Source organism: Flavobacterium yafengii (genome assembly GCF_030010375.1).
Classification (GTDB): Bacteria; Bacteroidota; Bacteroidia; order Flavobacteriales; family Flavobacteriaceae; genus Flavobacterium; species Flavobacterium yafengii.
In genome coordinates this window covers 11,728-32,644 of sequence record NZ_JASCRY010000007.1, presented here as the reverse complement: position 1 = coordinate 32,644, position 20,917 = coordinate 11,728, and the positions used below count along the sequence as shown (strand labels likewise).

The window sequence follows — 20,917 nt, the reverse complement described above, 5'->3', positions numbered from 1 at the left end:
TTTTCTCCAGTAATCATAAACGATTTATCATTTTGTATAAATCCTTCGTTGTCCAAGTGAAATGGTAAAAACTTTGTCATGTTTGGATAGATTATTTTCTGTTTAGAAAAATCCTCCATATAAGCACAGTTTCTCAAATTATATGGAGAATCCCCTTTATCAGTGCGTTTTTCCAATTGAGGATAAAACTTGTCTAAATGTTTTTTAATAATTGGATAATTATCAATATCTATAGGTTTTATACCTTTTTCTTTGATGCCATTATGAGTATTAATTAACCACAAATCAGCAAATTCATATGAATATCTTTTAATATCCCTGCCGCGTAAAATCGGTCTAATAATCTCGACACTTTTTGGATCTTCTTTGATTAGCTCATCTCGTTTTTTTCCGTCAATGATAAAAGCCTCATTGTAGCCTGTTAGAACTCCCCTATATATTTTAATATCCCAATCTTTTAATGGTGTTCCAATTTTTTCTATTTTTTCTTTTATCCTTTTTTCGATAGAAGACGATACTACCCAACTGTTGCTTTTAAAATGAGTAGGAGTAGAATTATTTTTGATAAAATCTTCTAATAAATCAGATCTAAAATCTTTATTTAATAAGCATGCATTTGTTTTTTCTTCATATTTTGCTTTCGTCCCCATGAATATATTTGTATCAACTGTAGCGGAATCAAATACTTGTACACCTCCAAAATCAATAAGTAATATTGGATTTGTTTTTTCAACAAAATAGTTGCGTAAACTTTCTCCATAGGCAGCTCGCATCCATTTATTTGAAGTAATAAAAGTTAACAATCCGTTTTTACAAAGGATATTAAAACCTAATTCATAAAAAAGACTATAAATATCCCCTGTTCTTGCATAAGTTTCGAAATTCATTTTTTCTAAACTAACACTGTCTTGTCCCATTTTTTGGAGTTGTACATAAGGCGGATTTCCAATTATTACATCGAACCCTACAAAATCACCACCGTCATTTAGAACATCAGGGAATTCAAAACGCCATTCAAATGCATTCTCATAGATTTTGTTGCTTTTTATTTCTTCAATATCGGTATCCAGTTTTTTTATTTCTTCTGTGACTGCTTTTACTTTTTTGTTGCGTTCGGTCTCTTCTTTTTTACTCAGTTCAAATAATCCTGTTTGAGAGGTAAGGACAAGATGTTCACCTTTTAGTTTATAGAGTTTAATTAGTTTAGGATCATTAGCATTAATCTCACTTCTAAAATTGGTTTTTATTTCGCCAATTAATACTTCCATTTCTCGTTTTTGCTCCTTACTATCCGCATTACGGTAGGTATTAACAGCATTTTTATACTCATCAATAGAAAGTTTGCTTTTCTTTAAGGCTTCTTTTAAATCAGCATCCAATGCAAAACGGCTCATTAACGAGTTTCCACATTTTATATTAATGTCAATGTTAGGTAAGGTTTCGAGTTCATTGGTATTGGGTCTGTAATATGCATTCTTTAATAACTCGATCCACAAACGCAAACGGCAAATTTTTACCGAGTTTTGGTTTATATCAACTCCAAATAAACAGTTTTCGATAATATTTTGCTTCTCGTGAAACAAAGTTTCCTGTATGCGTTGGCTTTCTTTATTCTTAGGATTGTAGGAGAAAGGAATGGCATCTTCGTCAGTAACAATCAATTCATCATTGACTACTTCAAAATGGTATTCTTTCAGTCGGTTGCCATTATGGTCTTGCAAAACCCGTAAATCATTTTTAATAGCAATGATTTCATTCAAAGCTGAAACCAAGAAATGTCCGGACCCCACTGCAGGATCACATATTTTTAGGCTGTTTATAATGTCATTTGCTTCTTTTCTATCCTCAATTTTATCATAAAGGGAATCAAAATCGTTACAATCCCAATTTTTGGTTTCATTGAACTTTTGTACCACGGCTCTACGAATCGTTTCTTTACACATGTACATCGTAATGAAACTAGGTGTAAAGAAAGAACCGTCTTTGTAGCCATTTATTTTTTCAAATATCAATCCTAATACCGAAGCGTTTATTAGGGTTTTGTTGTCTTCCTGTATGTCCTCACTTCCTTCACTGGCAAAGTCATAAGCATCAAGGAAGGAGAAGAAATAATCCAAAGCTTTTTTAGTTCCTGTATTTTTTTTTCCCTGATTGTCTTTAATGACTGTTGCTGGGAGTAGAGGCAAGGTGTTGTTGTCTTCCAGTTGTGAAATAAACAAGGTTTCATGCTCTAAATCTGTTGGTTCAAACAGGGAACTATTTAAATAGGGTACTTTTGCAAAATCATTGAATACTCTTTCGTTTCTATCTTCTGTTTTTTTTGCCAAAACTTGAAAGAATAAACTATTCAGATTATCGTAGTCTTTTATTAAATGGGAATTCAAAAAAGAATAGCTTTTGTCTCCTTTGTGGTAAGTAATCAATTGCGCTTCCAATAACTTCAAAAACAATATGCGATTCACCCAAGTAATAGTAAGTTCTAGTGCGACCGTAAAAAGGCGTTCTTCATTGGTATCTCCGTATTGTTTTGGGCTTTGTAATCGAGATATTTTATCCAGACTATCCAATTGCTCAATAGCATTCTCTAACAGGGAACCGGAGTTTCTTTTTCCTTGTTTGTGGCGTTCAATTAGTTTTTTACCACCTTCTTTTACTTCGGTTAGTCCAATGATATGCAGTAACTCACTATAAAAGTTTTTATCCAGTGAATTGCTGTCATTTGCAAAAGACAACTTCAATAAATGCTCCGGAGATAATAATTTGAACAGCGCCACGAGGAGTTTGTCATCTTCCTTGTCTACATTTCGCAATGGTTTATCGTATTTCCGAATGTCAAAATGAGCAAATTCTATCGTGTTTTGTACACTTTCGATAAAAGGTTTTGCAATCTCTTTGTAAAAATAATCCGTTGTTTTGCCCGACAATCGCCCTTCTTCAAAATCAACAAACTGTTTTGTAAACGATTTATTTTCCGCAAATAACTTATTGAAGAGTTGGGCATCAAAAACAAACCATTCGTGAATATTAGTAACAACTATGTGTTTTAATTCGGTATTTTTATGCGTGATGCGTTCCCGCATGTAGTATAAAACTAGCTCTTGCAAGGCTTTCCCGTTCAGATTTCCCACGGTAATCATCTCGGTTTTGTTGATTGGACTTTTTGCTTCAATTATAACGCCAACATTGGTTTTGGCATCTTTCCCGTTATGAATCACTAAATCATTACGTCCTTTAGTATTTACAGAATAGTTGGGATCGTAATAGGTTTTCTTTAGGAAATCAATCACTAAGTTTTTATGAAACTCTTCACTTTCCTTTTCATTTATAGAATCTAAAATCTGTATCAAATTCGTTTTAAAACTCTCAATATGAGTACGGTTTGGTTTGATTTTAAGAAAGGCTTTGTTGAGTGCCTTACGAGGTTCTAGAAGTATTGTATTCATGGGTTTTGGACTATTCTTTGTTTTGTTCCACTGCAATGATGCAAGAAGTGTTTTTTTTGTATTAAAATTTTCACGAATGCTAAAGTATCGAATATATACTGAACAGTAATGAGGAAAACCATAAATAGTAAAGAAATATCTTTCTTTTAGTATCTTTTTAGTTGTTATTAAGATATTCTGTGACTATAAGCTAGTACTCGAAGTCGGTTTTCTAAAAATAAACGCAATACATTTTAATTAAATAACATTTATATTTTTATACATACAAACATACATACATACATACATACATACATACATATTTATATCTATAGAAATATATTACCCTTTTGTTTAAATAGCTTATTCTTCTATTTTACCCGAAATTCTGTAAGTTCGTTTTTCTCCAAATTTTGCTTCGGTATTATAAAACAAACCTGAGAAACTTCCGTCTTCTTGAAGAACTATTGTATTTTGATGTTTGCATAGTAAATCTAAATATCTATTACGATCAGATTCAAATTCTGCTTCAGTAACAGCAATAACTCTTATTTTAGTATATGGATCCATATTTGTTTTTTATCATAATTTTAAATTACATAGATAAACTCAGAATACAGGAAAATGTATTTTTTCATAAGTTTTAATAATAGAAGTTATTTCCAAAAATTCAATTGCAATAGGGTCGTTACTTTCTATTTCGTCAGTAACAATGTCTATAAGTTCATTTAAACGAATATTAGAATTAACATAAGTTTGGTGTGTGATGTTTTCCATTTTAAATTAAGTTTTTTAATGATGTGTACAGAGTAATACTTTTACCAAAATTGAATAGTTATTTGATTCTCAATTTTTTGGGTTTTCTTTTGCTAAATCATAAGAACTTTGTAACTTAAGTAAATGACTTGCTGTTCCTCCAAATACTTTTTCTAATCTTAAAGCCATATCAAGAGTAATAGAGGTGTGACCATTTATTATATTTGAAAAATTAGCTTCTGTAGTTCCAAGTAGTTCAGTAATTTTGCGAATAGTCAATTTTCTACCCTCGACAAGTTCCATGTATAGAATTTGTCCGGGATGTGTTTTTTTTATTTTTTTTCCCATGATGTTTATTTTTGACCCAAATTGAATAGTTATTTGACTTCTCTTTTTCCTAAATTTCTCAAAAACATGGTTTGCAAATTTTTTAGATTCATATTCCTCAATGCAAGCTACCTCTTTTTCTAAATAGTTTTTCACGATTTCTTTTAAGAGTTCGTTAATGTCCATACCGTAATCCTTTGGAAATAATTCTAAACATTTTACTATTTCGTTTAGATCATAAGTTATAATGTCCATATATTTCTTTTGTGCTCTCCAATAGTTTCGCAAAAAAATCGCCTGTAACATCTATGTATTCCATATTTTTATTTTTTTTGAGATTGATTAAAATTAATACTTCTGATAGATTTCGTTTTTTGTATTGCATCTATTTGGTTAAGAAGTTCAAGTTTTTCTTGAGGGCTTCCATTTTTTAGAATAATTTGATTTTTAAATTTTTCAAGTTCTTTTCGTTTATATTTAAAATACTTGTCAAATGTTTTTTCATTCATATTAATCCATTTGACCCTGTCAAATCCAACTTGATACTCATTGTCACCAATCGTTCTACTAGTTGATTTTTCGTTACAGGTAGGACTTAATTTCAATCTTTGCGTTTTATCTTTTCTGGAAACGATAATGTGTATGTGAGATTGTAAGCCGATTTTATATGTGCCTGAAATTGCTTTTCTATCAAGAACTTCTTTGTCTATTCCTTTAAATTTTCTAAAGTGCTCAATTTTGGCAAAATAGACTAAATCACCTCCAGTGTTAATTCCTTTATCTTGCCGGTTGAAATTTAAAGCATAATTGTCCATTATTTTTCTGCCATATTCTCTAATAAGCCGATTAAATTCGTCTATCTCATTCAAGTTAAAGTCCCAAACACTTGTAACTTCTCTTTTCCCCGATACTATAAAAGCAATATGTTCCAATTCATTCTCGCTAAAGCTAATTGTTGGGGCAAAATATTTAGCATCATTTGCACCTAATTTTCTTTTATTGTTATCAATGGAACTAATAGCTTCTATTGTGCTGATATTTATTTCTGAATCATTAAAAAAACCTTGTTTCCTGCTCTCTAGTTGATAAACATCACTCGTTGAAGAAGTTTTTTTTATGATTTTGTCTAAATCTTCGTTTTCTTTTTCTAAGTAAATAGCTAATTTAGAACAACTCCCTTTATTGTCAGAACCGAGTGAACTATGCGGTTTAGATATTGGCATTATGAAAAGATAGATTTAAGTTTATCAATGGTACCGGACTTGTTTTTCTCATCTAATAATAGACAAATAGCTAAAATTGCTTGTCTATTTTTTTCTAATTCAATTGCTATAAGTTTGTTTCTGTCAGTATCATTTTTTTTAATTTCATTCATCCTTTCTGAATGCTGATTTAAGAGTTTATTTATTGAATTTATTAATTTAAGAATTTCCTCTTTATGGGAATTTTGATAATTGAAAACATCTTGCCTTAATGGTTTCAAAATATCTCGTTCCTGTACTTTTAGAAAAGAGACAATTCTTTTGTCTAAAGTAGAAATCATTTCAGAAGGATTTTTGTTTGCAGCATCTTTAGGATCGATACCTGTTTTTTTGAAATAATAAATCATCTCTTTAACAAGAGAACCCAAGTTCATTCGCAAACTTTCAGATAATTTTCCAAGTTCTGTATGAGCTTTTTCATCTATAATGATACTTTTTTTAGTCATAATTATATTTTTTGAAACTGTTAATCAGTTAGTTATGTTTTTATTGTATTTGGATTATAAAATCTTATAAATTTCATTCTTAAAGAAAGCCTTATTTTCAAGGCTTCAGCCTCGCAGAGCAAGTAGGATAGGGGTTTTTCCGCCCCTGTCCTACTTGCTACTCTTTTAGAGACAGTGAGATTGTGTTTCCATAATAATCTCTAAGGTCAAAGACATCAATCAGAAGCTTTAAATTTTTGTTTTTTTGATATAGTAGGTTTATTAATTTATGTTCATTTGAATCAAGTTTTTTTGGAGTGTAATTGATGTTTTCTAAAAAATAGTCAGCAATATCGAAACCATTGTTCCTATCCTCAACATTGCCTTTTAATTCTAATAAATTTGAAATTTGAATATCAAATCCTTTACTTTTAAAATACTCGCACTTAGATTTCCAAATACTGAACGGACTTCCATTAGGACCACATACACCCAAATCTGGATATAATATAATTTTTCGTTTTTTTAGAACTTTCATTTTGGTTTCATTTAAGCCATTTAGACTACCTGCAGCCAACCAGATATATTTTTTGAATAAAATGCTCATTATACAAGCGGTTTTTTCGGATTCAACTATTGCAATGATATTTTCGTTACCGTTTATTAAATGTTCGCCGAAAAAGCATTGGCTGAGTTTGAAACCTGTTATTTCATCCCATTTTATTTTTAACGAGTGTACCCAATTAATATATTTAGTCCTTTTTCCGGATTTATTGTAAATAATTATTTTTCCCCCTCTGATAAGATTTTTTTCATCGATCTGCCAAAATATAGTTCCGAAATGCCAGAAATTTGCAGTTCCTATTTTATATTCATCAACTATTTTTTCTACCTCTTGAATATCAAATTTTGATAATAGGAAGGATATGAAATTATTTTCTGAATGGTATTTAAAGGTTGCCAGTAATTCCTTTTCATTATGATATGAAATTTGCTCTTGTTTTACTGATTTGGCTTCGTAGGGAACATGAATTTTATATTCTATGTTATTATCCATAAAATAAGATTTAGGAGTATAGTAATAGCCACAATTTATTTCTCTGTCACATCTTCCAACTATTAGAGAAACATATTCGCTTGATTCTACATCAATATAAAGTACCATTGTTTTTTTATTACAGTTTGGACACGGGTGTTTTGTTGATTTTTTATGTAATGTATATTTATGCATAATTTACTATGGTTTCACTTTCTTCACTTTCTTCACTTTCCAGTAATAGCAAAGGTTTAACAATGCTACATAGCTTCACTTTGGCTTCATTTTGACTTCACTTTGTAAATAATTGATGAAATACTAAATTGCACTTTCTTCACTAATTTCGCATAAACTAGTGTTTTTAAAATACTGTAATTCAGTATTTTAGTGTTTAAAGTGAAGAAAGTGAAGAAAGTGAAGTCTATACTGTTTTTTCATAACTTCCGTGTGCAAGCCGTTTGAATAATTTGAGGTCTTTTAAGTAGGTTTTAAATTGTCTGTCAGAAACTCTGGGTTTGCCTTCAATTAATTTACAAGCTATTTTTATCCCTTCTGCAGTTGTAAAAGTTTTGGGGAGTTCGTTTAAAATATTTTTTTGAAGTTCTGTAAGGGTTTCGAAATAATTCTTTTTTAGAATCTCTGCTCGTACTTGAATAGCATTATGGTAGAAATAGTCAAATAATTGGATGGCACCTTTGATAGAAGATACATCTACTTGGTTTTTTGATTCGCTTTGTACTGTTGAATGAATTAATTGAAGAATTAATGCAAACCGCAGCACATATTGTTGCAGTTTTATTTCTACGCTTCGTTCATAATCAAAGAAAAATTTGTCGGGTCTATTATTTTGCCATCGGAATAAGTACTCTTTTGCATCAGTTTCCATTGTGAAAACATTAGATATATTAGTATCATCATCACCCAAATCAATTAAATTATGAATAAGTGTAGTGTAATTATTGAAAAGTACTTTATTTACTTGTTCTATATTCCAACGTAATATTTTCTCCTCGTTTGGATAAACAAACAGTAATCGATCCATAAAGCCATTAGTTGATCTTCCATCTTTTCCAAAATCCTTTAAAACCGAAATTTGAGTGCTACCAATAACGCTTAAGCAAGGATCTTCTAGTCTCAGGGATTTCCCCGAAGCTCTATCGGTCGTAATCTGTGTACCGCTCCATAAACTTAAATAGGTTTCGGCTTCACCTGAACTATTATAACGGTTAAAATTCTTTAACCATCCATTTAATTCATCTACATAAATGCAAATACCTCTCTTGTTAGAACTGTGATTTAGAATTAATGCCTCGGGAGTAAAATCACTTAATAAATACCTCTTTAAGATTGGTTTTTTTTCCTTGTTTTTATGTTCTGAATTTTCAGAATTACTTTTTTCGTATTCAACTAATTGATTTTCATAATCTGCAAATAGTTGACTCTCTTTGATTTGAATAGGGTTGAAGCAAAATTTTAAAGCTTGCGTCTTTGCATCTCCTGGTTGCCCAACAATTACCATAAATAGGTTTACTTTTTCTTGCCATCCATGTTTTACTTCAAGTTTATGTGATTTACCAATTGAAGCCGAAGCAGCCGAAAGAATGCCTGCGCCAAGATAATCTATGGGAAATAGATGTTTATTGTGTATCTCAATAATTATCTCTTGTATGGCTTTTGGATAAATCCCGATTGGGAATAAGTTTCCTTGGGTTTCTTTATGTTTCAAAAAATCAATTTCCAGATCAACGATATCAATTCGTCCTTCTTTTTCTATATCTTTGTTTTGCGAATCAAAGATTTTACCCTTTTTACTTTCCTTAGTAAGAAGGGTATTGTTTTTTAGGTCGATCATAACTCAAATACTATTTTTTTGAGTTTACATAATTTGCTGCCTCTTTTTCGATTTGAGAAACCGATTTTGACTTGTTTTGTAGTAACCATTCGTCAATCTCTAATTTAGTAAAAAAGAGTGTTCGATTATTAGGCTTAGAGTAGGGAAGTATATTATTATGTACTAGTTTGTATACATAACTTTTTGAGAATCCCGTGTAATTTACAACATCATCAACTGTGAAGATTTGTTTGTTTGTCCCAATTATAAGTTTCTCTAATTGGGTTAATTTTTGAATAATAACATTGCTTTCCATAAGTGATTTTTTTTATCGTTATGGGAGCAAATGTCACTAAAGCGCAATAGATAAATATTGAGATATTAAGATGTTAATGATTTTTAATTTTTTCAAACATCGATTTTAGGGTTTTAATATCGTCACGATCTTTAAGATATTTGCGATATTGTGCCATCGAAGAATATACTGGGCCAGCTTTTATTAGGCCATTTTTGTTTGCAATTTTAGAAGAATACTCAATAGATGATAATTGTATTTTTATATCAAAATAAGTTTCGAGAAGTTCAATAAAATACTTAAACAGAATATTGTCCATTTCAAAATAGACGATTGAATTATGGCTTTCCCAATCATTTTCAAAAACTTCAATAAATTGGTTTAACGAAGTTTTGTTCTGGTTTATGAACATAAATTTCTCCAAACCGTGATATAGTTTACGCAAATCGGTGCTATCAGTACTTATTTGAAAGTTTCCCTTTCTATTTTCATTTTTAGATTTATTTAAAACAATAACTCTGTCATGAATTTGAGACTGTAGTTTTTCTAGATAATTTTCATATTCTACTAATACCCCATTAATGTCTAATAAAAAAGAATTTTTTTTGATATTGCTATCAGTTTCTAGGATATTCTCATTATCCACATAATCAATTAAAGCGCTTTTAAAAGTAATCAAAGGAAATAGAACATCTAGGTGAATTTTTTCTGACAAAAGTAAAAGCATATGTGATTGAGTTTCTTTAGGGTATTCTCTCATTTCTAAATAAAACATTACTAATTTAGAAAGTTTTTTTTTACAATTTAAAGCAAGTGATTCTTCTGGCATATTGCTAAACTTATCCTCCTCCTTAACCTCCTTATAATCTTGGAAGGGTAGTGGGTCATTATTTTCAATTGTATAATTATAATGTATATAAAAAAAATGTTTTAGGGTTGTAATGTCAATGTCTGTAAATCGAAAATAATATACGTAATTAGCGAGAAATAAAAAGAACTGTGATTCGTTTAATCTCCCTATTGCACGGAATGTTTCTGCATTGAGCTCACTTAAATCTTTATAAATTTCATTTACTGCTTGATAATAACGTTTGTCGCATTGTTTAAAATATGGATAATGTAGCATACAATTAAATATTAATGTTAGGGATTAGATTAGCAGCCTCTTTCATCTTAGAATCAATGATTTTAGCGTAAATCTCTGTTGTTTTCAATTCTTTATGACCTAAGCGTTTTGAAACGGTGTAGATATCAGCTCCGTTTTCTAAGAGTAAGACAGCATTGGTGTGTCTGGCACTGTGAAATGTGATATGTTTTGTTAACCCTGCTCTCATGCACCATCTTAATATTTCAGCATTAAAATGAGCTCCATATTTCAAGCCTTTGAAAACACGTTCTGACGGGCTTTCTCTTTCTCCGAGTAGTTTCCTCGCTTCATCTGAAATATATAAATATTCTACACCATCTGTTTTTTCTTGTCTAAAATTTACTCGGCTAATATCTCCTTCGTCTCTTACTTCTTTCCAAACAAGTGTATTTATATCAGACCATCTTAAACCAACCAAACATGAAAAAATAAAAGCTCGTTTTAAGACATCATATTTACAAGTGGCTTTATTCATGGCTACTAACTCATTATAAGTTAGATACTCTCTTTGACTTTCTCCTTGCTCAAATCCTTTTACTTTTTTGACGGGATTCATTAGAAGATAGCCATCTTCAAAAGCGGCTCTTATTGCAGCTTTGAATTTATTATAATAGGAATATTTTGAGTTTTGGGCTAATGGAAGATCGCTTTTAGTTCTAGCGTCTTTGTCCAGATAATTTCGGTATGCTTTTACGAATTCTTCGCCAACTTCATCAAAAGTTATATTTGGATTGCAGAATCGCTTAAGATGAAGAAGGGAAGCAGACCAATTTGCATAATTTTTAGGTGAATCAACGCGTTCTTCTGTTTGATTACTATAATATTCTAAAAATAAGGTTTTGGATTTTGTATTGTTTTTGATATCAAACTTGCCTTGAAAGTATTCGGCTTTTCTGATTGATAATATCTGTTCGCTTAAAGTATCAATTTCTTTATTCTCCTTTTTTTCACTGGCAATTTTAGGATCTTGATGTGGATATAACTTTAGATACTCAAAGTCTCTCAAATGAATACGTTTGCCAGCTGCATTAACAGTTGATCCTTTGTAGTATTCAAGATATAAACTATATCTACCATTTTGCAATTTCTTCTTCTTTAAACTAATTATCATAAGGTGTACATTTTTACACCTCATTTTTGATAAGGTGTACATGGAGTGTAACAAATGTATAAATTAAAGATAATATAAGAAAGTAAAAATACTGCTAAATCAATGGGAGTCAAGTAAGAGAAAGTATAAGAAACTTAAAGAAAGTGTGTTTATTTCCCGATGCAGAAATTAGCAAAAATATTTCCCAGCAATTCATCATTTGTTACCTGTCCGGTAATCATCCCGAACTGGTACAACGCTTCTTTGATATCTAATGCCATTAAGTCGCTTGATAAGCTAGTTTCAAGTCCAAATTTCACTTTTTGAATTTCATCTAAAGCTTTTAGTAATGAATCGTAATGTCTTGTATTAGTTACGATTGTTTCATTATTCCGTAAAGCACCAGTATTTACAAACGAAAGTAATTGATTTTTTAAATCTTCAACTCCCAGTTTTTCTTTTGCAGAAATAAGTAAGATTTCAGGAATCTCCGATTTCAGATTTCCGATTTCATTTTCTTCTAATTTGTCGGCTTTATTGCCAATAATCACAAGAGGTTTCAATGGAAACTGATTTTTAATTTTCTCCAGTTCTACTTTCAACTTTAAGCCTGAAACTTTAAACTCGGAACTATCAAAAAGAAAAACGACAACCTGAGCTTGTTCTATTTTTTCAAACGTTTTACGAATTCCAATACTTTCCACTACATCTTCAGTTTCCCGAATTCCGGCTGTATCGATGAACCTAAAACCGATTCCGCCAATCACTAATTCGTCTTCAATAGTATCACGTGTCGTTCCTGCAATTTCCGAAACGATAGCGCGTTCCTCATTCAATAAGGCATTCAAAAGTGTTGATTTCCCTACATTGGGTTCACCAACAATAGCTACAGGAATCCCATTTTTGATGACATTACCCACCGCAAACGAATCTATTAATCGTTTTAGGACAAATTCGATTCTGTTTAATAATTCATGGAATTGGGTTCTGTCTGCAAATTCCACATCTTCTTCGGCGAAGTCTAATTCGAGTTCAATCAAAGAGGCAAAATTCAATAGTTCTTCTCTAAGTTTAGCTATTTCATTAGAGAAACCACCACGCATTTGCTGCATGGCAATTTGGTGTGAGGCTTCATTATCAGATGAAATTAAATCAGCAACAGCTTCGGCTTGTGACAAATCGAGTTTTCCGTTTAAGAATGCTCGTAACGTAAATTCTCCGGGATCAGCCATACGACACCCTTTTCGAAGCAATAACTGAATGATTTGCTGTTGAATATAAGTAGAACCGTGACAGGAAATTTCAATCGTGTTTTCGCCAGTATAGGAGTTTGGTCCTTTGAAAATGGACACCAAGACTTCATCCAAAGTTTTTGAGTCGTCCATAATATGCCCCAAATGCAAAGTATGCGTTTTTTGCGTTGTTAGGTCTTTGTTTTTAATGGATCGAAAAACAGAATCACCAATAGTAATGGCATCTTCGCCGGAAATCCGAATTACGGCTATTGCTCCGGCTCCAGAAGGTGTTGCTAGTGCCACGATAGAATCTTGAGGTATCATACTTTTATTCAATTTTATGCAAAAGTAAGTAAAATTGACAACGCAACAAGACCTGCTTATTAAACCATTAACTTTATTTTTATTTAAAAATAGGACTATGAAATATTTATCCATATTAATTTATTTTTTTGTTGTAATTTTATGTAAATAATTGACTAACAATTAATTAATATGTATCATGAAGAAAATTCTATTTCCAACCGACTTTTCTGATGTTTCTAAAAACGCATTTATTTATGCATTAAAATTAGCGGATTCCATAGATGCTGAAATTATCACCATGCACGTTTATCAATTTCCACAGGTCAATTATATTAATGTTTCTGAATACTTGCATGAAATTTATGATGTTACAGAATTGAGTGATTTTGAAAACTACAAAGATGAAGTTCCCATTTTAAGAAATATTGCCGAAGAAAATAATTTGGATAAAGTAAGAATAAGCCATGTTTTAATTTTGGGAAATTTGATTGATGAAATACAAAAAATAATTAAGCACGAAAATATTGATTTTGTAGTAATGGGAACTAAAGGTGCAACCAGTTTAAAAGAGACTTTTTTAGGAACTGTTGCGACAAGAGTAATGAATGACGTAAAAGCAATTGTTTTGGCTATTCCTGAACGCTGTAAATACCAGCCTATAAAAAAATTGCTGTTTATCACAGAATATAAACCCAAAGATATTGAATCCTTTATGCGAGTGAAAGCTTTGGCCAAAGTGTTTCAGGCACATATTGATTGTTTGCGTGTAGAATCGCCACATCATGAAAACAAGAATAACGATATGGAAAATTGGAATGAATTAATTAAAAATCATAACATAGCTTTAAATTCCATTTCAGGTCATGATGTAGAAGGTATAATATTAAATTTCGTTGATTCATATAAAATCAATATGATTGCAATGCATGTGTACCATAAAAATTTCTTTGAAAAATTATTTCAAATTAGTCTTTCAAAAAAATTAGCCTTTCATGTGAACGTACCTATTCTTGCTATTCATGAATAAAGTATTTAAGATTTGGATAATTTGATTTTATAAAGATTTACGGTAATGGCTAGATTAGAAAACTATTTTAACAGATTGCCTGATATTAATCATATTTAACCTAAGTTTTTATAATTAACTTTGATAAACAAACCATTTTAATATTTAATAAAATGAAAAAGATTCTTTTTCCGACAGATTTTTCTGAGGTGGCCACAAATGCTTTTGTCCATGCTTTAGAATTTGCAAAAATAGTTCAGGGTGAACTCGTTTTATTGCACACATTTGAATTGCCTATATATGACAACCAGTTTTTTCCTGAAAATTATGCCGTCATTTATGACTCATTAGAGTTGTCTCAATTTGATATGTTTAAGGATGAAATCCCAAAATTACGCGCCATAGCCGAAGAACGTCATTTGGATAAAATAAAAATGACGCACAGGCTTATGGATGGAGATTTGCTTTTTAATATCAAAAGATCGATTAAAGAAGATAAAATAGATTTTGTAATAATGGGAACTTCAGGCGCCACTGGTTGGGATGCTTTTTTTGTAGGTACTAATGCAGGAGCTGTAATCTCTGGAATTGAAGTTCCAATGTTATGTGTACCTGCTGAAGCAAAATTCAAAAAAACAGAAATTATAGGATTTACAACCCGTTTTAGAACCAAAGATAAAAAAGCACTAAAAATGGTTTTGGATATTGCTAAAAAAACAAAAGCCAAAGTGAAATGTCTTTATGTAAAAACCAGTGATTCTGATGTTTCAAAAGATACTGTGGCTAAATGGGAAGAAGAATTTATTAATGAACCTGTGGAATTTTTTGTGATGACGAGCGATGAAGTCAAAGAAACAATTTTGGACTTTATCATGTACAAAGAGATTGATATTTTAACAATGCTTACCTATAAAAGAGGCTTTTTTGAAGGGATTTTTAAACCTAGTTTAACCAAAAAAATAGCAACTAATTTTGATATTCCAATTTTAGCGATTCATATTGATTAGTGTATTAAATTGGCTTTCACCCGTGATCTAATTTGCTATATTTGTCCTTCATTCAAATGAATTATGGAAATATACAAAGTAAAAAAAGAAGGGTTTTCAGCAGTATTAAATGGAATTAATAAAAAGTACAATAGTATAAGCATATTAAGATTGCTGGCTATTGTATTTTTTTTGGTATCCATGTATTATTACATCAAAACGAGCGAAATTATTTTCATTATTTCATCAGTGCTTCTTTTTGGATTATTTGTTTTCTTGATGCGCATTCACACTAAATTACTTTTCCAGAAGCAAGTCAATAAAGCGCTTTTGGATATTAATGAAAATGAAATTTCCTATCTGGAAAGAAATAAAATCCCTTTTGAAAACGGACAGGAATTCAATGATTTTCACCATCCGTATGCGTATGATTTAGATATTTTCGGCGAACATTCTTTGTTCCAAAACTTGAATAGAACTGCTACTTTTATTGGTAAAAAAACATTGGCAAAACAACTTTTAACGCTTTTGCCTAATGACGAAATTGTTAGAAATCATAAAGCAGTAAAAGAATTATCCGAAAAATTAGATTGGCGCCAGGAATTTTTGGCTTTGGCCAAAATAAGTAACGACAATCAATCAAGTTATGAAACGCTATTGCAATGGAGTAAATTCAATAACACTCCTTTATCCAAAGCCAGTATATTGGTTTCTTTTATTGCACCTTTTCTCTTTTTGGGAACTTTTGTTGGGTATTTAATCTCATCAAATCCAATATTTTTATCGGTATTATCGTTTTTATTTATTTTTAATTTAGCTGTTTTGGGTATATACTATAAACGAATTAGTATTGAAATTGCAAATGCTGAAAATGTTGATAAAATCATCAATCAATACGGTTTACTGATGCAGAAGATTGAGGAAGAACCCTTTCAATCCGATAAACTAACCGATTTGCAACAAAAACTAACATTAAAAAAAGAAAATGCCAGTGTTCATTTGAAAAAATTGGCTTCGTTGTTTTCTAATATGGACACGATCGGGAATTTTGTCACAGCACTATTATTCAATGGAACTTTTCTTTTTAATCTGCATGTTTTAAAAGCTTTGATTCAATGGAAAAAAGATCATGCGGAAGCCTTGGAAGATTGGTTGGAAGTTATCGGTGAATTCGAAATGTTGAACAGTTTGGCCAATCTTTCTTATAATAATCCGGAGTTTGTTTATCCAACATTGAACACGAATTTTGAAATTGATTTCACTAATTTAAGTCATCCTTTATTAAATGAAAAAACTAGAGTAGGGAATGATGTGCGTTTTCAACCGCAATCCTTTATGATTTTAACGGGTTCTAATATGTCCGGTAAAAGTACTTTTTTGAGAAGTTTGGGAATTAATATGGTATTATCAGGAATAGGTTCGCCAGTTTGTGCCAGCCAAGCAAATGTGCATCCGTTACCCGTTTTAGTTTCGATGCGATTATCGGATTCGTTGTCTGACAGTGAATCGTATTTCTTCGCCGAAATAAAGCGCTTAAAGCAAATAATGGACGAACTGGAAAACAGACCCGCATTTGTTTTACTAGACGAAATATTACGCGGAACCAATTCAGATGATAAACGAAATGGAACAATCGAAGTGGTCAAAAAAGTGATTGGTAAAAAAGCAATTGGAGCCATTGCAACGCATGATATAGAAGTTTGCTTGACAACGAATGACTATCCAAATATACTAACCAATAAATGCTTTGAAGTAGAGATTGTCAATAATGAACTCCATTTTGACTACAAACTGCGTGACGGAATTTGTAAAAATAGAAGCGCTACATTCCTGATGAAAAAAATGGGAGTGATTTAGATTAGTATTCAGTTTGTCATTGCGAGGTACGAAGCAATCTTATTTCGTATATCCGTTTCAATGATTAAGAATTATGCTCTGCTAGTGTGATTGCTTCGTTCCTCGCAAAGACACACGCAATCCCACTCAAAAAAAAACCGTCTCGTAATTAAACGAGACGGTTTTTTAAATATAAAAATGGTTTGGTTAATAGCGTATTTGTTATACAATGGTAATTATTATATTTCAATTTTAAAAATCAAAATATAACAATTTCAAAATATAATGTTAACTGTTTAGCATTACTGGCATTACAAGCATCGTAACAGTTTCACCTTCTTCTAATCCATCAACAGGAGTAAGGATTCCGGCTCTGTTTGGCAATGACATTTCAAGCATAATCATATCGGATTGCAAGTTAGTCAACATTTCAGTCAAGAAACGAGAATTATACCCTATTTGCATATCATCACCTTGATAATCACAAGTCAATCTTTCTTCGGCCTTGTTTGAGTAGTCAATATCTTCAGCAGAAACATTCAATTCAGCACCAGCAATTTTCAAACGAATCTGGTGTGTTGTTTTATTCGAAAAGATAGCGACACGACGTACAGAACTCAAAAATTGAGAACGGTCAATCATTAATTTATTTGGATTTTCTTTTGGAATTACCGCTTCGTAATTTGGATATTTTCCATCAATTAAACGACACATTAAAAGATAATTGTCAAAAGAAAAAGTAGCATTCGAATCGTTATATTCAATTTTTACTTCAGCATCTGAAGTTCCAAGAATATTTTTTAAGATGTTCAAAGGTTTCTTTGGCATAATGAAATCAGCCACTTGAGAAGCCACTACGTCAGTACGCGCATATTTCACTAATTTGTGCGCATCAGTTGCTACAAATGTCAATCCTTGTGGTGAAAACTGGAAGAATACACCAGACATTACCGGACGTAAATCATCATTTCCGGCAGCAAAAATCGTTTTGCTTATGGCTGTTGCCAAAACATCAGCAGGAACAAGTGTTACAGATGGATCGTCTAAATTAACCGATTTTGGAAATTCATCTCCTGGAGCATAAGCCAACGCATATTTTCCAGAATTAGAACTGATTTCTATCGTACTGTTTTCTTCAACCGTGAAAGTTAAGGGTTGCTCCGGGAATGTTTTAAGGATTTCCAAAAGTAATTTTGCAGGAACAGCAACGCTTCCTTTACTTTCTGAATCAATTACTAACGTAGCAGACATAGTTGTCTCTAAATCAGAAGCTGAAACCGTTAGCACATTATGGTCTAAATCAAATAAAAAGTTATCTAAAATAGGCAAAGTATTACTGCTGTTGATAACGTTACCTAAAACTTGTAATTGCTTCAATAAGTACGAACTCGATACTATAAATTTCATCTGTTTTGTTTTATTTTTTAAGGTATTTCTCTAAATCCGAAATACGATACATTTTACAAATATATCGTAAACTATTCTAGTTTGGAAACTTTTTTATTAACATCTATTTGCTGTATTTTCTTTTTCGAAGGAAAGTAAATACGACACCAAAAAGTACCAAAATAAGAATTGGAAGCCCGATAGTTAGGATTTGTGTTCGGGTATAGTTTTCATAAACTTTTTCTTTATCCAATAAAGGTAAATCAAGATCTTTGCTACGAATGTTAATAAGTCCGGTATCATCCAATAGATAATTGACGCAATTTATCAGGAAATCTTTATTATCATACAAATTTCCAGACCTTTGGTCATAACCCAATTCTACCGGTTGAAAGTTTTTATCCAATTGGTTTTTTATCAAATCTCCATCCGAAATCACAATCATTTTATTCTCTTTTCCTGTGGCTTGAAATGTTTTTTGTTCGAATGGTAGCACTCTATTTTCAAACATAGAATGAAACGAACCTTCCAATAAAACCGATAATGGAATCTTTCCTTTATTCAGGTAATCATTTGGCGAAGTTTCTTCGGCAACAATGTTTAAATTTATCTCTGTTGGAGTTCCTATTTTTTTCGAATATTGAGACGATTGCAACAGAATGGTTTTCTTAATTCCGTTTTTCAAGGTATCGATAGGATTCGCAAAATCAAATTTGATTCCGCCTAAATTTTTCACAATCGGATGCAAACTATTTGGATAAACTTGTGGCGCAAACTTCCAATTAAATTCCTGAAATTGAGTGGCACTTCCTTGTTCTCCAGTGGCTAGTTTTATGGGACTTCCTTGTTCGTCTTTTACTAAATCAGGGTTGATTCGGATTCCGTATTTAAAGAACATATCATTCAAATTCAAATCTTTTGGATAGGCCAAAGTGGCTCCGGATGAATCGTACAAACTATCCATTTCTGCCGAAACTTGGTCAATCAACCACAATGTTTTTCCTCCGTTGATGATAAATTGGTCCAAAACCTGCTTCTCCGCATCAGTAAATGTTTCGGTAGGTTTAGCGATAACAGCCAAGTCATATTTTTCTAAAGCTTCCAGACTTCCTATAGGATTTTTAGCAACCGAATCTAAAGTAAAAGGTGCAATAAAATAGTTGTCTTTTACTTGCAATAAGAATTTTGCAATGTAAGCCTCTTTTAATTCGCCATTCCCTTTAATAATCGCAACTTTTTTCTGCTTTGCTTTGGTAATTTTATTAAAAGCCTCGGCAATGGAGTATTCCAAATGTTGTATAGAACTAATAACTTTTTCCGTAGTTGAAGCTCCCATTTGATTTTTAAGCAAAGGAATCGAAACTTCTTTTTCATCATAAGTAGCAATTGCCCATGGAAAAACCATTACTTGTGATTGTTTTCCTTTGTTATCCTCAGTAATATTTACAGGAGTTAATCCTCTTCGGTATAAATCTTTGATGAGATCCATACTTTCTTCTTGATTCTCCAAAGGATCTACAAATTCAAAAACAATATTGGTATTGTATGCCTGAAATTCTTCCAGTAATTGTTTCGTTTCTTGTTGTAAACGTTTGAATTCAGCCGGTAAATCACCTTGCATGTATACTTTTATAGACAACGGATTTTGAACTTGCTTGATGATGTTCAAAGAAGTAGGGGAAAGTGTGTATCTTTTATCTTTTGTTAAATCAAAACGATGAAAAAAGGAACTTCCTATTACATTCGCAAGCACTACAATTGCAAGGATAATCAATACTGATTTTAGGTTATTTTTCTTAGAAGTAGTCATTACGATTTGAAAGATTTTAAATTATAAACTGTAAATGAAAGAAAGACAACGGTTATGCTTGTAAAATAAAGAATGTCTCTTGTGTCTAATACGCCTCGGCTCATGCTTTTGAAATGATCTTGCATCCCTAATGAGGCAATTATGGAAGATAGATTTGGAACAACAGAAGCTAAGCCTTCAAATCCAAAATAGAAGAAGAAACATAAAAATACTGCAACAATGAAAGCCACAATCTGGTTATCAGACAATGTTGATGTGAATATTCCAATGGCAGAATATGCAGCAATCAGGAATAATAATCCAAAATAAGAACCAATTGTGCTTCCCATATCGAGATTGCCTTCTGGCATTCCTAAATTGGAAATAACGGCTACATAAATGAATGTTGGAATAATTGCCATTACAATTAAAAGTAAAGCGCCAAGAAATTTTCCGTTTACGATTTCCCAAATACTCAACGGTTTCGTCAGCAATAACTCTAATGTTCCTTGTTTTTTTTCATCCGAAAAACTACGCATTGTTACCGCGGGAATCAAGAATATCAAAATCCAGGGTGCCAAGATGAAAAACGGAGTCAAATCAGCAAAACCGGTATTCAAAATATTGTACTCTCCTTCGAAAACCCAAAGAAACAATCCGTTGATAATTAGAAAAATGGCAATAACTAAGTAGCCTATGGGCGAACCAAAAAAGGATTTTATCTCTCGTAGTACTATTGATTTCATTCTTTATGTTTATTCGTTGATTTGTTGATTTGAAAC

The 20,917-nt window shown here is 31.6% G+C and carries 18 protein-coding genes; 3 read left to right on the top strand and 15 right to left on the bottom strand.

The window, feature by feature from the left end:
- From QLS97_RS16625 to mnmE, 12 genes are all read right to left on the bottom strand, one after another.
- Positions 1 to 3,443, bottom strand: a 3,443-nt coding sequence (locus QLS97_RS16625; RefSeq protein ID WP_282718254.1) for a DUF7149 domain-containing protein, incomplete at its 3' end; no start/stop codon positions are given.
- A 342-nt stretch (positions 3,444 to 3,785) separates the two neighbouring features.
- Complete coding sequence (locus QLS97_RS16620) at positions 3,786 to 3,992, bottom strand: hypothetical protein (RefSeq protein ID WP_282718252.1); 207 nt, start codon at positions 3,990 to 3,992, stop codon at positions 3,786 to 3,788.
- Positions 3,993 to 4,031: 39 nt separating this feature from the next.
- Positions 4,032 to 4,199, bottom strand: coding sequence for a hypothetical protein (locus QLS97_RS16615; RefSeq protein WP_282718251.1), 168 nt, complete (start codon positions 4,197 to 4,199; stop codon positions 4,032 to 4,034).
- Between the two features lie 69 nt (positions 4,200 to 4,268).
- Positions 4,269 to 4,760 carry a HigA family addiction module antitoxin gene (locus QLS97_RS16610; protein WP_282718250.1) on the bottom strand — a complete coding sequence of 164 codons (492 nt, stop codon included), beginning with the start codon at positions 4,758 to 4,760 and terminating at the stop codon, positions 4,269 to 4,271.
- A 68-nt stretch (positions 4,761 to 4,828) separates the two neighbouring features.
- Positions 4,829 to 5,728 (bottom strand): DUF5712 family protein, encoded by a 900-nt coding sequence (locus tag QLS97_RS16605; RefSeq protein ID WP_282718249.1) that lies wholly within the window; start codon positions 5,726 to 5,728, stop codon positions 4,829 to 4,831.
- Entirely contained in the window at positions 5,728 to 6,213 is a 486-nt protein-coding gene (locus tag QLS97_RS16600) for a BfmA/BtgA family mobilization protein (RefSeq protein ID WP_282718248.1), read from the bottom strand. Before QLS97_RS16600 ends, QLS97_RS16605 begins: the two co-directional genes overlap by 1 nt.
- Before the next feature lie 157 nt (positions 6,214 to 6,370).
- Complete coding sequence (locus QLS97_RS16595; RefSeq protein WP_282718246.1) at positions 6,371 to 7,423, bottom strand: DUF6371 domain-containing protein; 1,053 nt, start codon at positions 7,421 to 7,423, stop codon at positions 6,371 to 6,373.
- 226 nt (positions 7,424 to 7,649) lie between these two features.
- The gene (locus QLS97_RS16590) at positions 7,650 to 9,080 is read right to left on the bottom strand and encodes a DUF3987 domain-containing protein (protein WP_282718245.1); all 1,431 of its coding nucleotides are present in this window, start codon (positions 9,078 to 9,080) and stop codon (positions 7,650 to 7,652) included.
- A gap of 10 nt (positions 9,081 to 9,090) precedes the next feature.
- A complete protein-coding gene (locus QLS97_RS16585; RefSeq protein ID WP_282718243.1) occupies positions 9,091 to 9,375 on the bottom strand; it encodes a helix-turn-helix transcriptional regulator in 285 nt (94 codons plus the stop codon).
- 73 nt (positions 9,376 to 9,448) lie between these two features.
- Positions 9,449 to 10,480, bottom strand: coding sequence for a hypothetical protein (locus QLS97_RS16580; protein ID WP_282718241.1), 1,032 nt, complete (start codon positions 10,478 to 10,480; stop codon positions 9,449 to 9,451).
- Positions 10,481 to 10,484: 4 nt separating this feature from the next.
- The gene (locus QLS97_RS16575) at positions 10,485 to 11,612 is read right to left on the bottom strand and encodes a tyrosine-type recombinase/integrase (protein WP_282718239.1); all 1,128 of its coding nucleotides are present in this window, start codon (positions 11,610 to 11,612) and stop codon (positions 10,485 to 10,487) included.
- A gap of 149 nt (positions 11,613 to 11,761) precedes the next feature.
- Positions 11,762 to 13,150: a tRNA uridine-5-carboxymethylaminomethyl(34) synthesis GTPase MnmE gene (gene mnmE / locus QLS97_RS16570; RefSeq protein WP_282718237.1), complete on the bottom strand. Its 1,389-nt coding sequence runs from the start codon at positions 13,148 to 13,150 to the stop codon at positions 11,762 to 11,764.
- A gap of 178 nt (positions 13,151 to 13,328) precedes the next feature.
- Between mnmE and QLS97_RS16565 the strand changes: the two genes are divergently transcribed.
- The 3 genes from QLS97_RS16565 (at position 13,329) to QLS97_RS16555 (ending at position 16,981) form a co-directional block, all read left to right on the top strand.
- Positions 13,329 to 14,159: a universal stress protein gene (locus tag QLS97_RS16565; RefSeq protein WP_282718235.1), complete on the top strand. Its 831-nt coding sequence runs from the start codon at positions 13,329 to 13,331 to the stop codon at positions 14,157 to 14,159.
- A 152-nt stretch (positions 14,160 to 14,311) separates the two neighbouring features.
- Positions 14,312 to 15,145: a universal stress protein gene (locus QLS97_RS16560; protein ID WP_282718234.1), complete on the top strand. Its 834-nt coding sequence runs from the start codon at positions 14,312 to 14,314 to the stop codon at positions 15,143 to 15,145.
- A gap of 63 nt (positions 15,146 to 15,208) precedes the next feature.
- Entirely contained in the window at positions 15,209 to 16,981 is a 1,773-nt protein-coding gene (locus tag QLS97_RS16555) for a MutS-related protein (protein ID WP_282718232.1), read from the top strand.
- A gap of 267 nt (positions 16,982 to 17,248) precedes the next feature.
- On the opposite strand, the gene dnaN is transcribed toward QLS97_RS16555, so the two are convergent.
- The 3 genes from dnaN to gldF all read right to left on the bottom strand — a co-directional run bounded on the left by dnaN (position 17,249) and on the right by gldF (position 20,881).
- Positions 17,249 to 18,367 (bottom strand): DNA polymerase III subunit beta, encoded by a 1,119-nt coding sequence (dnaN, locus tag QLS97_RS16550; RefSeq protein WP_282718230.1) that lies wholly within the window; start codon positions 18,365 to 18,367, stop codon positions 17,249 to 17,251.
- A 103-nt stretch (positions 18,368 to 18,470) separates the two neighbouring features.
- Positions 18,471 to 20,156, bottom strand: a complete 1,686-nt coding sequence (gene gldG, locus QLS97_RS16545) for a gliding motility-associated ABC transporter substrate-binding protein GldG (RefSeq protein ID WP_282718228.1) — start codon at positions 20,154 to 20,156, stop codon at positions 18,471 to 18,473.
- A complete protein-coding gene (gene gldF, locus QLS97_RS16540) occupies positions 20,156 to 20,881 on the bottom strand; it encodes a gliding motility-associated ABC transporter permease subunit GldF (RefSeq protein ID WP_282718226.1) in 726 nt (241 codons plus the stop codon). Before gldF ends, gldG begins: the two co-directional genes overlap by 1 nt.
- Between the last annotated feature and the right edge of the window lie 36 nt (positions 20,882 to 20,917).

Excerpts from the sequence above, each read along its gene's own strand:
- QLS97_RS16590 (WP_282718245.1), bottom strand. The coding sequence starts at position 9,080 with ATGATCGACCTAAAAAACAATACCCTTCTTACTAAGGAAAGTAAAAAG.
- QLS97_RS16605 (WP_282718249.1), bottom strand. The coding sequence starts at position 5,728 with ATGCCAATATCTAAACCGCATAGTTCACTCGGTTCTGACAATAAAGGG.
- QLS97_RS16610 (WP_282718250.1), bottom strand. The coding sequence starts at position 4,760 with ATGGACATTATAACTTATGATCTAAACGAAATAGTAAAATGTTTAGAA.
- QLS97_RS16600 (WP_282718248.1), bottom strand. The coding sequence starts at position 6,213 with ATGACTAAAAAAAGTATCATTATAGATGAAAAAGCTCATACAGAACTT.
- QLS97_RS16560 (WP_282718234.1), top strand. The coding sequence starts at position 14,312 with ATGAAAAAGATTCTTTTTCCGACAGATTTTTCTGAGGTGGCCACAAAT.
- QLS97_RS16565 (WP_282718235.1), top strand. The coding sequence starts at position 13,329 with ATGAAGAAAATTCTATTTCCAACCGACTTTTCTGATGTTTCTAAAAAC.
- QLS97_RS16580 (WP_282718241.1), bottom strand. The coding sequence starts at position 10,480 with ATGCTACATTATCCATATTTTAAACAATGCGACAAACGTTATTATCAA.
- QLS97_RS16585 (WP_282718243.1), bottom strand. The coding sequence starts at position 9,375 with ATGGAAAGCAATGTTATTATTCAAAAATTAACCCAATTAGAGAAACTT.
- gldF (WP_282718226.1), bottom strand. The coding sequence starts at position 20,881 with ATGAAATCAATAGTACTACGAGAGATAAAATCCTTTTTTGGTTCGCCC.
- QLS97_RS16620 (WP_282718252.1), bottom strand. The coding sequence starts at position 3,992 with ATGGATCCATATACTAAAATAAGAGTTATTGCTGTTACTGAAGCAGAA.
- mnmE (WP_282718237.1), bottom strand. The coding sequence starts at position 13,150 with ATGATACCTCAAGATTCTATCGTGGCACTAGCAACACCTTCTGGAGCC.
- QLS97_RS16615 (WP_282718251.1), bottom strand. The coding sequence starts at position 4,199 with ATGGAAAACATCACACACCAAACTTATGTTAATTCTAATATTCGTTTA.
- QLS97_RS16575 (WP_282718239.1), bottom strand. The coding sequence starts at position 11,612 with ATGATAATTAGTTTAAAGAAGAAGAAATTGCAAAATGGTAGATATAGT.
- QLS97_RS16595 (WP_282718246.1), bottom strand. The coding sequence starts at position 7,423 with ATGCATAAATATACATTACATAAAAAATCAACAAAACACCCGTGTCCA.
- QLS97_RS16555 (WP_282718232.1), top strand. The coding sequence starts at position 15,209 with ATGGAAATATACAAAGTAAAAAAAGAAGGGTTTTCAGCAGTATTAAAT.
- dnaN (WP_282718230.1), bottom strand. The coding sequence starts at position 18,367 with ATGAAATTTATAGTATCGAGTTCGTACTTATTGAAGCAATTACAAGTT.
- gldG (WP_282718228.1), bottom strand. The coding sequence starts at position 20,156 with ATGACTACTTCTAAGAAAAATAACCTAAAATCAGTATTGATTATCCTT.